Raw genomic sequence first — 14,576 nt, forward strand, 5'->3', positions numbered from 1 at the left:
GCACTTGCACGGGGCCGGCGGCAATACCGGGGCCGACGATGCCCGCTGGCTGGCCGCCGCCGCTCGCCTGGCCGCACGCGGCAGGCCGCTCAGCCGCCCCAACCCCGCAGTCGGGTGCCTGATCGTGCGCGACGGGATCGTGGTCGGACGCGGATGGACGCAGCCCGGCGGCCGCCCCCATGCGGAGGCAGCGGCGCTGGCCCAGGCGGGGGACGCAGCGCGCGGGGCCACGGTCTATGTCACGCTGGAACCCTGCGCCCATCGCGCCGGACGCGGCCCGGCCTGTTCGGACCTGCTGGCCGAAGCGCAGCCCGCCCGCGTCGTGATCGGCCAGCGCGACCCCGATGAACGCACGCGCGGGCGCGGGATGGAACGGCTGAGTGCAGCCGGGATCGCGGTCGCGACGCTGGGGTGCCCCGCCTCGCGCGCGAGCCTGGCCGGCTATCTCACGCGCGCCGAACGTGGCCGCCCGCATGTCACGCTCAAGCTCGCGACTTCGCTCGACGGGGCGATTGCGACGGCCGGGGGCGAAAGCCGCTGGATCACCGGGGCCGCCGCGCGCGCGCATGTTCATTCGCGCCGGGCAATGGCCGATGCGATCCTGGTCGGCGGCGGCACCTGGCGCGCCGATGCGCCGGGGCTGGACGTGCGCCTGCCGGGGCTGGAGGCGCGCAGCCCGCGCCGCCTGATCCTGTCGCGCAGCATCGAAGCGCCGGGGATCGAGGTTCTGCCCGCGCCGCAGGCGATCGCCGGACTCGACGCAGTAAACTATCTCTATGTCGAAGGGGGCGCGCAGACCGCCGCCGCCTTTCTGGCCGCCGATCTGGTCGACCGGATCGAGCTGTATCGCGCGCCCATCGTCATCGGCGGGGGGGCAGGCGCGATCGGCGACATCGGGCTCGCCTCGCTCGCCGCCGCGCACGGGCGCTGGCACCTGGCGGAACGGCGCCAGCTTGGCAGCGACACGTTCGAAGCCTATCGGCGGCAGGGGCAGGATCAGCCGCAGGACGGGAATTAGCGAGAATGTTCACCGGAATTGTCAGCGCCATCGGCACGATCGAGGATGTCCGCGAAGGCGGCGATCTGCACCTTCGCATCGCCTGCCCCTACGACCCGGCGAAGATCGCCATCGGTGCCTCCATCGCCTGTTCGGGCGTCTGCCTGACGGTGGTGGAGCGCGGCGGGGAACCGGGCAAGGCCTGGTTCGCGGTCGACGTTTCGGGCGAAACCGTCTCGCGCACGGTGCCCGGCATGTGGAGCGCGGGCCGCCGCCTCAACCTGGAAACCGCGCTGCGCCTGGGTGACGAGCTGGGCGGCCATATCGTCACCGGCCATGTCGACACCGTCGGCGAAGTCCAGCTCGCCCGCCCCGAAGGCGGATCGACGATGATCGCGATCCGCACCAGCGCCGCCTTCGCCCCGTTCGTCGCGCCCAAGGGCTCGATCACGGTCGACGGCGTTTCGCTGACCGTCAACGACGTGCGCGACCGCGACGACGGGGCGTGCGACTTCCTGCTCAACGTGATCCCGCACACCGCCGATGTCACCACGCTGGGGGCATTGGCCGAAGGCGAGCGGGTGAACCTGGAGATCGACGTGCTCGCCCGCTATCTTAAGCGGATGCAGAGCCTCCAGCGCTGATCCCTTCCCGCGGCCAGCGGGGGCATCCACCAGCACCGTAACCGTTCACGCCCGGCGCGCCCTCTGTCCGCACGGGGCGCAAGCGCGTGCGCGCGGTTCGCACAATTCGGCCGACCGCTCCACACAGCACTTGACGATACAACATCTCATTGACTATCGGCGCCGCTCACACCGGACAAGGGGTAGCCGAACCATGACATTGCCGAATTCTTCACCTGCGCGCTTCCGCTGGCTGGCCACTGCCGCCACCGTCGCGCTGTTCATCCCGGCAGGCGCCTGGGCGGAAGATGCGGCCGATCAGCGCGACGAAACGATCACCGAAGCAGAAGCCGGGCGCACCGCGGCGCCCACCCGGCCCGCGCGCAGCGACATCGTCGTCACCGGGCGTTCGCTGGGCAGCGATCAGGCGACCCAGCCGCTGCCGGTCCAGGTCCTGTCGGGCGACGAACTGGCCCACCGCCGGCGCGGCACGCTGGGCGAAACGCTGGACGGGCTGCCGGGCGTGCACATGGACAATTTCGGTGCCGGCGCCTCACGCCCCGGCATTCGCGGGCAGACGATGCCGCGGATCGAGATCCTGACCGACGGGGCGAACCTGTTCGACGTCGCCTCCGTCTCGCCCGACCACGCGATCGTGACCGATCCCCTGCTGCTCGACGCGATCGAGATCCAGCGCGGCCCCGCGGCGATCCGTTACGGCGGCGGCGCAGTCAACGGCGCGATAAACCTGATCGACGGCAAAGTGCCCAAGGCGCTGCCCGATGGCGGTATCGCCGGCGCTTACGAAATGCGTTACGGCACCGGCGACCAGGAAATGACCACGGCCAGCCGCGTCACGGCCGCCATCGGCCCGATCGCCTTCCACGCCGAAGGCTCCTATTCCGATCGCGAGAACTACGAGGTGCCCGACGCCTTCGGAACCGACAAGCTGCGCGATTCCTTCGGCGAAAGTTCGAGCTATGCCTTCGGTGCCTCGTGGATCACCGACAGCGGCTATATCGGTGCGTCCTACACCCGCAACGAAGCCGAATACGGCCTGCCGGGACACAGCCACATCAACGGTGTGTGCCACACCCACGGCAGCGACCTGCACTGCGCCGCACACGGCGATTATGACGACCCGTTCGGTTCGCCCGACGACCACACGGCCTATATCGACCTGAAAAGCGAGCGCGTGGACCTGCGCGGAGATTTTCAGGATCTTCTGCCCGGCATCGCCAATATCCGCCTGCGCGGGTCCTACACCGACTATGTCCATTCGGAGATCGATGGGCCGTCGCTGTTCAGCCGCTACACGAACGAGGTCTGGGACGGCCGGATCGAGCTGACGCACAAGCCATTGTTCGGCTTCACCGGAACGCTAGGCCTGCAATATACCGACGGAACTTTCACCGGCCTCAACGTCAGCGATCTTCATCAGATCGAACCGGGGCCCGACACCATTCTGTCCATCGGGTTCCTGCCGCCGTTCGAATACGTCACCGAGAACATCGGGCTTTTCCTCGTCGAACGGCGATCCTTCGGTCCGGTCGACATCGAACTTGCCGCGCGCAAGGACTGGCGCGAGATAACACTGCCGACGCCCGAATTTTCGATCTACGTCGCGCCGGAGTTCGAAGAGCGTTTGGACGAGATTTACGGCTCCCTCTACGGGCCAGACTGGCGAAGCCTCATGCACGAACGCCGGATCGAATCCTATCATGAGGACAGCCCGGATTCGGAGCACAACCCGTTCTCGGCCTCGATCGGGGCGACCTGGAACATCGCGAACGGCTATTCCGCGGCGCTGTCGCTGGCGCGCACCGAGCGCGCGCCCAATGTCCGCGAGCTTTACGCTTACGGCAACAATCTGGCGACCAACAGCTACGAACTGGGCCTGCTGCAGGCCCATCGCGCATCATCGCGTTTTCCCGATCCGCGGCTGGACGTCATGGAGACGGCGAAGACGGTCAATCTCACCTTCCGCAAGGCGGGCGGCCCGCTGGAGTTCGAGATCGGCCTGTACCACCAGGACGTCAGCGATTACATTTTCGCCCGGCTCCTGGAGACCGAGACGGAAACCGGCGTCCCGCACCACTACCTGCTCTACACTGCGTCCGATGCCAGCTTCACCGGCATCGACGGGCAGGTCAGCTATGCCTTTTCGCCAGAGGCGCGGGTCACCGTGTTCGGCGACTATGTCGGCACCGACCTGACCAGCGAGGAGGTGGACGTCGATCTCGACGCTTCCGCCGACAACCTGCCCCGCATCTCGCCGGGCCGGCTGGGTACGCGGGTCGATCTGGCGAGCGGGCCGATCAGCGCCGATATCGAATATTACCACACGTTCGCGCAGGACAAGGTCGCGCTCTACGAAACGCCGACCGATGGCTACGGCATGCTCAACGCCACGTTCGCCTATCGCTTCGAAATTCCCGGCGGCGGCGATCTGGAGGTTTACGCCCGCGGCACCAACCTGACGAACCAGCTCGCCTATGTGCACACTTCGTTCGTCAAGGATCAGTCGCCGCTGCGCGGGCGCAGTGTGGTGCTGGGCCTGCGGCACAGCTTCTAAGCGCTGACGGCGGGCGGCGCGGCAGGGGCCGCGTCGTCCGCCGCCATCGGCGGTTGCGCCCTGCCTTGCGGCCGAGGCACGAAAACACTTTCCTACAGGCGGGCGCCTGTGCCTTATCCTGCGGGATGAAACGTTATAGCGCAGACCCGCCCCGCCGCATTCCCCCGCGCAGCCGCATCCCTGTCTTTCACGCGGTGCCCACCCGCCAGCGCGCCGATGGCTGGACGCCCGAGCGGCAGGCCCGCTTCATCGGATACCTTGCCGAAACCCGTTCGGTGACAGAGGCGGCCCGGCGCGTTTCGATGGCGCGCGAAACGGCCTACCGCCTGCGCGAGCGGCCCTGCGCCGAAAGTTTCGCCCGCGCGTGGGATGCGGCGCTGGGCCGAAGCGCGCGCGCCGTGGTGCGCGAAAGGTCACAAGACGAAAGGTCACAGGCCGAAAACGGCCCGCGAAAGGTCACGAACGAAGAACTCGGCTGGCGCGTGGGAACCGGGCTGTGGCAAGTGCGGATCTATCGCGGACGGTTCGTCGGCGTAATGCGAAAACCCGACAATACCGCGCTTCTGCGGCTGCTCGCGCGGCTCGATCGCGCCTGTGGCGAAGCCCGGTGACCGCCGCCGGGCGCACGAAAGGTCACGCGATCAACACGTCGATTGTGTGTAACGCCGGGAAAGCCCGGCCTTCAGCCGGTTACGTCGGCCAGTGCCTTCACGAACTTGTCGATATTGCCCTGATGCAGCCCGGCCACGTTGATCCGGCCCGATCCGGCCATGTAGATCGCGTGTTCCTTGCGCAGCCGCTCGACCTGTTCCTTGCTCACCGGCAAAGTCGAAAACAGGCCGTTCTGGTGGGCCAGCGGGGCCAGATCGACCGACCCCGCCGTGCCGGCAGCGGCCAGCGTCTCGCGCACCTGGCGCATCCGCGCGCGCATGGTTTCCAGCTCGTCCAGCCACAGCCGCGTCAGTTCGTCGTCGCGCAGGACGACCCGCACTGCCGCGCCGCCATGATCGGGCGGCATCGACCACGAAGCGCGCGCCAGCGCGTTGAGGTTCGACTGGATCGCCGGGAGCTGCCCGGCATCGGGCGCCAGGACATAGAGAGCGCCCACACGGTCGCGGTACATGCCGAAGTTCTTGTCGCAGCTATAGGCGACCAGCGCCTCGGGCACGGCGGCCAGCACGCGGCGCAGGCCGTAGGCATCCTCGTCGATCCCCTGGCCCAGCCCCTGATAGGCGAGGTCGAGGATCGGCAGCGCCGCACTGTTGGCGAACGCTTCGGCAATCGTGTCCCATTCCTCGGGCGAATAGTCGATCCCGGTCGGGTTGTGGCAGCAACCGTGGACCAGCACCGCCTCGCCCGCCGCGGCATTGCGGATCACCGACAGCAGCGCATCGGCATCGGCCGTGCCATCGGGCCGGGCATGATCGAACGTTGCCGTCTCGACCCCGACATCGGTGAGGATCTGCGCGTGGTTGGGCCAGCTCGGCGTGCCCAGGTGGACGCGGTCCACACCCGCCCGCCGGGCCAGCGCCACGGCCAGCCGCACGCCGCCGGTGCCGCCCGGGGTCTGCATCCCGGCCAGCCGGCCGCCCATCGTGCCATCCTTGCCGAAGGCATAGGGCATCAGCGCGTGGACGAAGCCCATGTCGCCTTCGGGGCCGAGGTAGGATTTGGAATCCTGTTCCTCCACCAGGCGCGCTTCGGCCTTCTTGATCGCGGTGAAAACGGGGGTGTCGCCCTGCCCGGTGCGATAGACGCCCACGCCAAGGTCGATCTTGTCGCTCCGCTCGTCATCGGCATAGAGCTTGATCAGCGCCAGCAGGGCGTCGGGCGATTGGGGTTCGAGTCTGTCGAGCATGGCCAGCGCCATGCCCAGACACGCGAGGGGCCGCAACAGGAAATGCTGTTGCGGCCCCTCTTCAGACCCGGAGTTTTTCTTGCGCCGTGCCTAGAACGGCAACCAGCGCTGCTTCTTCGAAAACTTCATGTACCCCGCATTGATGCCCAGGCGCAGCCCGGCGCCGACGCGGATCGGGATCAGAACGACATCGCCCTTGCGCAGATAGCTCGCCGTCATCCCGCCGACGACATAGGCCTGCCCCTCGCCTGCGGGATAGCGTTCGTAGAGTTCCTCGCTGTCGTAAAGGTTGTAAACCAGAACGAAGGTGTTCCCCGCATTGGCACCGACATCGAAGCCGATCGACGGTCCGGTCCAGTACACCGGACGTTCGCCCTCGACCTTGTGGTAAAGCGTGCCCGAGCCATAACGCGCGCCGACCACGAAGGCGCCGCCCGCCTCGCGCCCGACGATATAGGCATTGGGCTCGCCCTGCTTGTCCAGCAGGTCCTCGATCATTCGGGCGACACCCTCGGCCCCTTTGCCGAATACGCCCTCGGCAGCGCCGATCAGGTCGTCTTCCTTGTAGGTGTCGCTTTGGGCCGAGGCGACTTGCGCATTGGCCGATCCCTGCCCGGTGGTTGCCGGCGCCGCGCTGGTCGCCGTGCCCGGGTCGGACCAGGTCGGGGCGACTGGCGCGTCGGTGGGGGGCGTGGGCGAATAGACGACGCCATTGTCGGTCGTGTTCGGTTCGGCATAGACCGGCTGGTCCCCCGGCCGTTCCATCAGGTCGCCATCGATGGCTGTGTCGGGATCGAATGTCTCGATCGTCTGCGCACCGACCGGCGCAACTGCGAGCGCCGCTGCGCCGGCGACCATTGCGAGTGTGCCGCGAATTGCGGGAATGATCTTCATCGGCCCCTCCTGGCTCGAAATCCTGGCCCGCGACGCGGACCTGTCCACATGCGAACAGAATCCTTCGCGACTGAAGCAGCAATGAACCGGCGACGAAGCGAATCGAAAACGCGGCGAAGCGAGTCGTTCGGCGGGCTGAGCCGCGCTTCTGTCGCTTGTGCGACAGGCCGCTTGCAGCCACCGGCGCGGGCCGTTATAGCGCGCCCCTCGCCCGGCCCCCGGGCATGCGGAGACGTGGGTGAGTGGCTGAAACCAGCTCCCTGCTAAGGAGCCATACCTGGTAACGGGTATCGAGGGTTCGAATCCCTCCGTCTCCGCCATTTGACCTTCGGCTTTACTGGGCGAACGCGCCCCATGCCGGCGTATCGGCTCCGGGACCAGCCGGCCAGGCATATGCGATCACCCCAGCCAGTTCGTGATCAGGGCAGTCAGGGGGTTGGCGGGGTCCGAAAGCAGATTGGCGGTCAGCCCCAGGCACATGATGATCAGCAGCGGCCTCACCGCCCTGGTTCCAAAGCGCATGGTGCTGTGGGCGCCCAGGAAGGCGCCTGCCATGCTCGCCACTGCCATCAGGAGCCCGGCAACCAGCATGACCTCTCCTGCGGCGAGCAGAACCATCAGGCTCGCCAGATTGCTGGAAAAGTTCAGCAGCTTGGTGTGCGCGATGGCATTGATCGTGCCCAATCCGAACACCGCGATCAATGCGGTGGTGTAGAACGAGCCGGCGCCGGGACCGAAGAATCCATCGTAGCATCCGATCACTGCCGCGAAGGCCAGCAGCAGGATGGGCCGGGCGCGCACGTGGCGATCTTCGTCGCCGAGGTTCGGCTTGAGCGCGTAGTAGATCGCCATGGCGACAAGCAGAACCGGTATCAGGCCGGACAAGATAGTCGGATCTACACGGGTCAGGACGAACGCTCCCGCAGCCGAGCCTAGAAACGCCGCAAGTGCGGGCTTCGCAAATCTGCGGAAATCGATGCGCCCCTTGCGTGCAAAGGTAAGTACGGCAGTCGCAACGCCGAAGGTGCTCTGGAGCTTGTTCGTCCCTATCGTCGCAGCGGGCGAGGCGCCGACAGCCAGCAGGGCTGGAAGCGTCAGCAACCCGCCGCCCCCGGCGATCGCATCGATCGTTCCTGCGACAAAGGCCACGGCGACCAGAAAGCCGATCATCTCGACGGTAAGTTCCATCGCTCGCGCCTACGGCCCGCTTTTCCCGGTTTGCAAGAGGCAAAGGCTCATGTCGGCCTTTCGTCCTGGCCGCGAAGCCACTCCCCACAGGCATGAACGCCGCGGACACTGCGCCATCCTAGAGAGGTGCGGCTTCCGCATCTTCGCGCTTCACCACTTTGTGCGCATCCTCGGTCAGGCCGCTCTTCCAGTAGCTCGACAGATAGAGCCGCTCCGAACCCAGCCCCTGTTCCTGGCGAAGATAGGATCGCAGCCGCCGCATCGCCGAAAATTCGCATGCGGCCCATGCGTAAACGCTCCCGGCGGGCCAGCCATAGTCTCGCAGGGCAGTTTCGAGCAGGTCCGGGCGAGAACCCGGCGCGGGATTGACCAACCAGCGGACCTGCATTCCTGGTGGAAGGGCAAGCGCCTGACGGTCGTTTGCATCCTGTATCTCCAGCGCGACAAAGCCGGTCGCGTCGCCCGGCAATGCCTCGAGATTCGCCGCAATTGCCGGCAGCGCGGCCATATCGCCGGCCACCAGATAATGCTGGAAGCCAGCGGGCAATGGCTTGGCCGGTCCGGGGCCGCCGACTTCGATCGCATCTCCGGGCCTGGCCGCCAGCGCCCAGCGCGTCGCAGGGCCTGCCTGGTGGTCCGCATCGCCGTGCAGGGCGAAGTCGATATCGAGTTCCCGATGGCGCTGGTCGCGAATGGTATATGTTCGCACGACCGGTCTGCCCCCTTCGCTCTGCGGCAGCAGCATCAGCTTCACATAGCCGCCCTTCTGCCCGGGTGGGTAATCGACCATGCCCTGTCCGCCGAGAGTGAGGCGAAGCATGTTGGGCGTGACCTTGCGAGAGCCCAGAACAGTCATGGTTCGCGGTGCTGGACGAGAGGCCATCCGGGTTATCCTTTCTCTGATGATCGGGCATCTGAAGGCGACTTGCGCGAGGGAAGTCGCGGCATCGCAGGGCATCCAACGATAATGCGAGTGATTTGCAAATACAAGGTGAGCTTTGCGGGGCCATCGCTTGCAAGCTCACCAATGCAGAGGTGCGCTGGGGGCACCGCTGGTGTCGTATTTGTCCTCTCGCAGAACGCGAACCGCTCTGTTGGATTGTTCGAATTGGCTTCAGCAGGGGGATGACTGATGCATCGCGCGCTTTCGATCACTGCTTCCGCGCTATCGCACGCAACCTGAGCGCATTGCCGCTGTGCCGCACACCTTCCCCCAGTATCATCGAGATTGGCCCACTATGATCCGCAAATTCCCTTTGGCACTGTGCGCCGGAATCGCCCTCTGTGCCCCTGCGTCGGCGGAAACGCTTCGCGTCTGCGCTGAAGATTCTCCGGCTGAGGCGTGCGACTTCAGCGGGCACGATGCGATCCAGGCCGCTGTCGATCACGCCGCCGACGGGGACGAGATACGCCTGGCGCCCGGCCGCTATGTGCCGGCATCGGTGCGCGACGTGCCCTTCCAGGACATCGTCGCCCGCGGGATGGTGGTCGTGCGCGACAAACGGCTTTCCATCGAAGGCGGCGAAGGCGTCGTCCTCGATGGAGCAGAAGGCGTCCCATCCATCGCATTCGTGCTCGAAAACGCCGACGTGACCCTTAGGAACCTGGAAATCCGGGACTTCCGCTGGGAGGAGGAGGAAGACGACACGTACGACGGCCACGGCGTCTTCGCGATCGACAGCCGGGTGCGCGCAAACGGCATCGTCATGCGGGGGATCGTCAAGATGGCGCTGACCGGACGCGGTCGGACGCTTATCGATGCATCGGGCCTCCGCCTGCTCGACGGCCATCTGGGCATCTGGCTGGAAGAGACCGCCCATGCCCATGTGCACGACAGCGTGATCGCCGGCGGCGATTCCGCCGGCATTGCGACCTATGGCGACAGCACGCTTCATCTGTTCAATTCGGTGGTGGCGAACAATACGGACGACGGCATCTATGCGGCCGATAATTCGACAATCGTGGCCGCGCAGTCGATCATCGTCGAGAATGCACCTTATGGAATCAATGCTGCAGGAAATGGCCGTGTAACCGTGCGCGCGAGTTCCATCCACGGCAATTCAACGCCTGCGAACACGGAGTTCGAACCCGACCAGCTCATCATCGGCGACGACGTTTCGCGCGCCGATCCGATGCTGGATGCGCATTGGCGTCCGCAACCGGGATCGCCGCTGCTTGCCGGCGATCAGGCGCAAATGCCGATCGGCCCGACCGGTGAGCAGCCATGAAGTGCTGGTGCACCCCACTCGCGCTGCTGAGCCTGCTGCTGGCGACGCCGGCGCAGGCGGAACAGTACTGGACCACGACGCGGATCGTGCAGATCGGCGCCGTCGCCCAGGATCTCGATTATCCGCATTACAGCGATGTGATCTACATCGGCGTGGAAGATCGCGAATGGCTTCCGGAAACCTGCCGCCAGATGCCGGGCCTGCTCGCGCGGGCAGACGACACCGCCCTTCTCCTCATGGCCAAGGCGGCGTTCGAACATGGTCGCCCAGTCGTTGTCAAAGCCGACGATCAGGGCAAGATCGGCGAATACTGCCGGTTCTTCCAGATCACCGACACTGCGCCGTGATCCACGGTTGGACAAGAAAGAGAGACACACGATGACGTTCGGCACCCGCACACTGGCCCCGGCACTCCTCCTCTGCGCAATCGCTGCACCTGCAACCGCGCAGAACAATGACGGGCCGAGCGTTCAGGGCGACCTTGCTGTCACGCTCAACGACGGGTTCGACGATGACGATGCCCTGAATTTCGATTGGCCCATGCTCTCGATTGGCACCGGCCAGTACGAAGACGGGCCGACCGGGGTCACCGTCATCCGGTTCGGGCGCAAGGTGCACGGCGCAGTCGATGCCCGCGGGGGCGGCCCCGGCACGGTCAATGCGCCCTATCTCGATCTTGGCTATGTTCAGCCGGAACTCGACGCGGTCGTGCTCGCCGGGGGGTCCTGGTACGGCCTTGAAGCGGTCACTGCGGTCAACACCGCAATGAAGGACGATGGATATCGCGGCGGCCACTGGAACAACGTCGGCCTCGCCGTCGGCTCCATCATCTACGATTTCGGCGGACGCCGGTTGAACGAAATCTATCCGGACAAGCGCCTGGCGCAGGCCGCCTATCGCGCCGCCCGGCCCGGGACCTTCCCCATTGGCCCTTATGGTGCGGGACGTTCGGCAATGACCGGCGGACTGTTCGGCTGCAACGCCCGATCGGGACAGGGCGCGGCATTCCGGCAGATCGGCGAGGTCAAGATCGCGGTGTTCACCGTCGTCAATGCACTTGGCGTCGTTACCGATCGCGAAGGGAAGGTCGTGGCGTGTCATGCGGGCCAGAGCTGGCCACGCGACCTGCGCGCCCACGACCTGCTGAACGCTTCCCCCGCCAGCCTCAGTCCCGATTGGGACGGTCAGCAGGCGGCGGAGCCCGACCGCAAGAACACCACCATCAGCCTGGTCGTCACCAACCGGTCGATGTCGAGCGCCGAACTGAAGCGTCTGGCGGTTCAGGTCCACACGTCGATGGCACGGGGGATTCAGCCGTTCGCAACCGAACTCGACGGGGATGTGCTCTATGCCGTTTCCACGGACGAGGTCGAGGCGGGGCCGGGTGACGGCCTCGTCACCGCAGAAATCGGCGCCGTCGCGTCGGAGCTTATGTGGGACGCTATCCTGAGCAGCGTCCCGCAACAGCCCGTCGCACCGCAGCCGCGACGCTCCGCGGACGGATCCGACCTGCAGGAATTCGCGGGCACTTATACCTTCGGCCCACTCGCGTCGCTGGAAGTGACTGCCGAAAAGGGCCGTCTCTACGGCCGTGCAACCGGTGAGCGGGACGTCTTCGCCATACGCAAGGACGGCCCGACTGAGCTCCGCCCCGCCGGATCGAACGTGTTCGTCGTGCCTGGCCGCTATCCCTTCAGCATTCGGTTCGAAGGGGACGAGGTCGTCGTCAATCCCGGCCGATGGCAACAGGTCGGCACCCGCAAGTAGCGTCGCACCGAGGGCGCCTTCTTCGTCAGACGATCGGCACGGCACGCACCTTGCGGGCATAGCCGAGCGCAGCCTGCGAGATTCCTTGCGCGGATTCCATCCGCAGCATATCTGCGCGGAAGAACGGAAGACCGGCGGTGCAAATGAGGCACCACCTTACCCTCTTTTCGCATCTGCAACAGACCCTGCGCTGTCATATTCTCGCAATGTCATACACTGCGAGGACGGGGGAATTTATGGTAGGGAAGTACGGATTCATCTGCACGGCGTCGATACTGGCGCTTGCACAGGCTGGGCCGGCGCTCGCCCAGTCGGGAGAAAGCCGTGACGCGCTGAACGAAATCGTCGTCACGGCGCAAAAACGCGAACAGACGCTCATCGAAGTGCCGATGGCCATTTCGGTGGTCGGCGGCGAAGAACTGGGCGAGCGCGGGATCGAGAACGTTCAGGACCTGTCCTTCGCCGTCCCCGGCCTCACCATGCGGGAAGACGGCCCGGGCAGCTACACCATCTTCCTGCGCGGCCTGGCCAACCAGTCGGGTTCGGGTGCGCTAGTTACCCAGTATCTCGATGAGGCACCGCTTTCGCTGAGCGGCTACGATCAGCTCAGCCCCATCCCCCTCGATCTTCAGCGGGTCGAAGTTCTGAAGGGGCCGCAGGGCACGCTGTACGGGCAAGGCTCTGCCGGCGGGACCATTCGCTACATCACGAACGCCCCCGACGCGACGCAGTTCGAAGGCCGCGCCGAAGGCCAGCTCTATTCCGTCGCACAGGGCGAGACGGGCGGCAGCGTGACCGGCGTTATCAACCTGCCTCTGGTGCGCGACCAGCTCGCGCTGCGTGTCGCGGGCAAGTACGAAACCGGCGGTGGCTGGATCGACCAGCCCGAAGCCGGGATCAAGGACGGGAACGGCACCGAACTGTTCAACCTGCGCGCCAAGCTGCGCTGGACGCCCAGCGCGGCTTTCGAAGCGACCGGCATGGTGCAGGTCCACCGTGCGGAGACGGCCCTGGGCCTGGGCTTCGAAGAACCCGATCGTACCGTGGATATTGGCCCGGATCGCAGCAAGGTGATGATTCCAAAGGAATTCGACTTCACGCTGTACAATCTGGAGCTGCGCTACGACTTCGGCTTCGCCGAACTGGTCAGCGCATCGACATATGTCGAACACGATCACCAGTATCCCTTCACCTACATCCCCCGGCCGGGCAATTATTCGTACGGCATCGTCGAGGGGAACGACGATCGCTGGGTCGATGCCGACCAGTTCAGTCAGGAACTGCGCCTTTCCTCCAGCGAGGGGCCGTTCCAGTGGACGCTGGGCGGGTTCTATACCACCAGCGACCGGACAATGGTCGCCGAGTACGAGTATGCTTACGCGCCCAACGGCGATCTCTATTCCGGCGGCGGGTTTCTGGTCGAAGACCTCTATTATCTCAGCGCTTCATCCTCCGAAACGGTGTCGCTCTTTGCCGACGCCGCGTATGACATCACGGATCGTCTGACACTCGGCGCGGGCATTCGCTATTTCCGCGATGAACAGACCAGCCTCATCACTTACGTCCCGGATACAGGCACCACGCTGGAGGCCACGTTCGATTCGATCGATCCGCGTGTTTATCTGAGCTACCGCTATGCCGATCAGGCGAACTTCTACGCCAGCTTCGCCAAGGGGTTCCGCAGCGGCGGCTTCAATTCGGAGCCGTTCGACCCCTACGATCCTGAAAAGATCTACACTTACGAAATCGGGACCAAGGGCGCCGCGCTCGACGGGCGGCTCCAGTTCGAGCTGGCGGCGTTCTATACCGAATACAAGGACATGATCCGTCGCCGGCTGACCGAAGTGGACGGCGCTTTCCTTGGCGAATCCAGCAACATCGGCAAAGTCGAAGTCAAAGGTGTGGAACTGGGCATAGCGGCCCGGCCGGTCACGGGTTTCACCCTGTCGGCGACCGGTGCCTATATCGACAGCGAAATCGTCGAAACCGCGGCGACCGATCAGGTCAACATTCCGGGCGATCCCACCGACTACACCCCGGAAATCAGCTTCACCCTTGGCGCCAATTACGATTTCGACTGGGCCGAAGGCGTTCCGGGCTTCGTGCGGGTCGATTACAACTATCGCGATGCGGTAACCTATATCGACCGTTCGAGCTTCCTGCCCAGCGCTCTGCCGCAACGATCCGACAGCGTCGGCTTGCTCAATGCGCGCTTCGGCGGGACCGTGAGTGGATTCGACGTGGCGTTGTTCGCGCAGAATATCACGAACGAGAACAAGGCAATCGACCCCTATCAGGGCTGGGCCAACTCGAACCGCACCCGTCCGCGGGTGGTGGGTGTAGAGGTCGGCTACTCCTTCTGAAGTCCTCTGCCAGTCAGGCAGTCTGGGCCGGGACCTTCGGGTTCCGGCCCATTTTTTGTGTCGCCTCCAGGCACTCCTCCCGC

The 14,576-nt window shown here is 65.5% G+C and carries 12 protein-coding genes and 1 tRNA gene; 9 read left to right on the forward strand and 4 right to left on the reverse strand.

Features of this window, described 5'->3' with window-relative positions:
- Positions 1–4 precede the first annotated feature (4 nt).
- From ribD to AM2010_RS13790, 4 genes are all read left to right on the forward strand, one after another.
- Complete coding sequence (gene ribD / locus AM2010_RS09305) at positions 5–1,018, forward strand: bifunctional diaminohydroxyphosphoribosylaminopyrimidine deaminase/5-amino-6-(5-phosphoribosylamino)uracil reductase RibD (protein WP_047806828.1); 1,014 nt, start codon at positions 5–7, stop codon at positions 1,016–1,018.
- Positions 1,019–1,023: 5 nt separating this feature from the next.
- A complete protein-coding gene (locus AM2010_RS09310) occupies positions 1,024–1,641 on the forward strand; it encodes a riboflavin synthase (protein WP_047806829.1) in 618 nt (205 codons plus the stop codon).
- A 193-nt stretch (positions 1,642–1,834) separates the two neighbouring features.
- Complete coding sequence (locus AM2010_RS09315) at positions 1,835–4,195, forward strand: TonB-dependent receptor domain-containing protein (RefSeq protein ID WP_082132861.1); 2,361 nt, start codon at positions 1,835–1,837, stop codon at positions 4,193–4,195.
- 194 nt (positions 4,196–4,389) lie between these two features.
- Entirely contained in the window at positions 4,390–4,806 is a 417-nt protein-coding gene (locus tag AM2010_RS13790; RefSeq protein WP_058350945.1) for a hypothetical protein, read from the forward strand.
- A 71-nt stretch (positions 4,807–4,877) separates the two neighbouring features.
- On the opposite strand, the gene AM2010_RS09325 is transcribed toward AM2010_RS13790, so the two are convergent.
- Both AM2010_RS09325 and AM2010_RS09330 read right to left on the reverse strand, forming a co-directional pair.
- Complete coding sequence (locus tag AM2010_RS09325; RefSeq protein ID WP_047807863.1) at positions 4,878–6,053, reverse strand: amino acid aminotransferase; 1,176 nt, start codon at positions 6,051–6,053, stop codon at positions 4,878–4,880.
- Positions 6,054–6,143: 90 nt separating this feature from the next.
- Positions 6,144–6,947, reverse strand: coding sequence for a DUF1134 domain-containing protein (locus tag AM2010_RS09330; protein ID WP_047806830.1), 804 nt, complete (start codon positions 6,945–6,947; stop codon positions 6,144–6,146).
- A gap of 228 nt (positions 6,948–7,175) precedes the next feature.
- On the opposite strand from AM2010_RS09330, the gene AM2010_RS09335 reads away from it, so the two are divergent.
- Positions 7,176–7,267, forward strand: a tRNA-Ser gene (locus AM2010_RS09335).
- Positions 7,268–7,346: 79 nt separating this feature from the next.
- Here the strand turns inward: AM2010_RS09335 and AM2010_RS09340 are convergent.
- Together AM2010_RS09340 and AM2010_RS09345 are read right to left on the reverse strand one after the other, a co-directional pair.
- Entirely contained in the window at positions 7,347–8,135 is a 789-nt protein-coding gene (locus AM2010_RS09340) for a TSUP family transporter (protein ID WP_047806831.1), read from the reverse strand.
- Positions 8,136–8,253: 118 nt separating this feature from the next.
- The gene (locus AM2010_RS09345; RefSeq protein ID WP_236699501.1) at positions 8,254–8,991 is read right to left on the reverse strand and encodes a siderophore-interacting protein; all 738 of its coding nucleotides are present in this window, start codon (positions 8,989–8,991) and stop codon (positions 8,254–8,256) included.
- Between the two features lie 382 nt (positions 8,992–9,373).
- Here AM2010_RS09345 and AM2010_RS09350 point away from each other — a divergent pair, with 382 nt between their 5' ends.
- The 4 genes from AM2010_RS09350 to AM2010_RS09365 all read left to right on the forward strand — a co-directional run bounded on the left by AM2010_RS09350 (position 9,374) and on the right by AM2010_RS09365 (position 14,493).
- The gene (locus AM2010_RS09350) at positions 9,374–10,363 is read left to right on the forward strand and encodes a right-handed parallel beta-helix repeat-containing protein (RefSeq protein WP_047806832.1); all 990 of its coding nucleotides are present in this window, start codon (positions 9,374–9,376) and stop codon (positions 10,361–10,363) included.
- Positions 10,360–10,710, forward strand: a complete 351-nt coding sequence (locus tag AM2010_RS09355) for a hypothetical protein (protein ID WP_047806833.1) — start codon at positions 10,360–10,362, stop codon at positions 10,708–10,710. Before AM2010_RS09350 ends, AM2010_RS09355 begins: the two co-directional genes overlap by 4 nt.
- A 31-nt stretch (positions 10,711–10,741) precedes the next feature.
- Positions 10,742–12,130, forward strand: a complete 1,389-nt coding sequence (locus tag AM2010_RS09360; RefSeq protein WP_047806834.1) for a P1 family peptidase — start codon at positions 10,742–10,744, stop codon at positions 12,128–12,130.
- Between the two features lie 236 nt (positions 12,131–12,366).
- Positions 12,367–14,493 (forward strand): TonB-dependent receptor, encoded by a 2,127-nt coding sequence (locus AM2010_RS09365; RefSeq protein WP_047806835.1) that lies wholly within the window; start codon positions 12,367–12,369, stop codon positions 14,491–14,493.
- The last annotated feature ends 83 nt before the right edge of the window (positions 14,494–14,576 follow it).

Origin of the sequence: Pelagerythrobacter marensis, assembly GCF_001028625.1 — a bacterium.
Taxonomy (GTDB): domain Bacteria; phylum Pseudomonadota; class Alphaproteobacteria; order Sphingomonadales; family Sphingomonadaceae; genus Pelagerythrobacter; species Pelagerythrobacter marensis.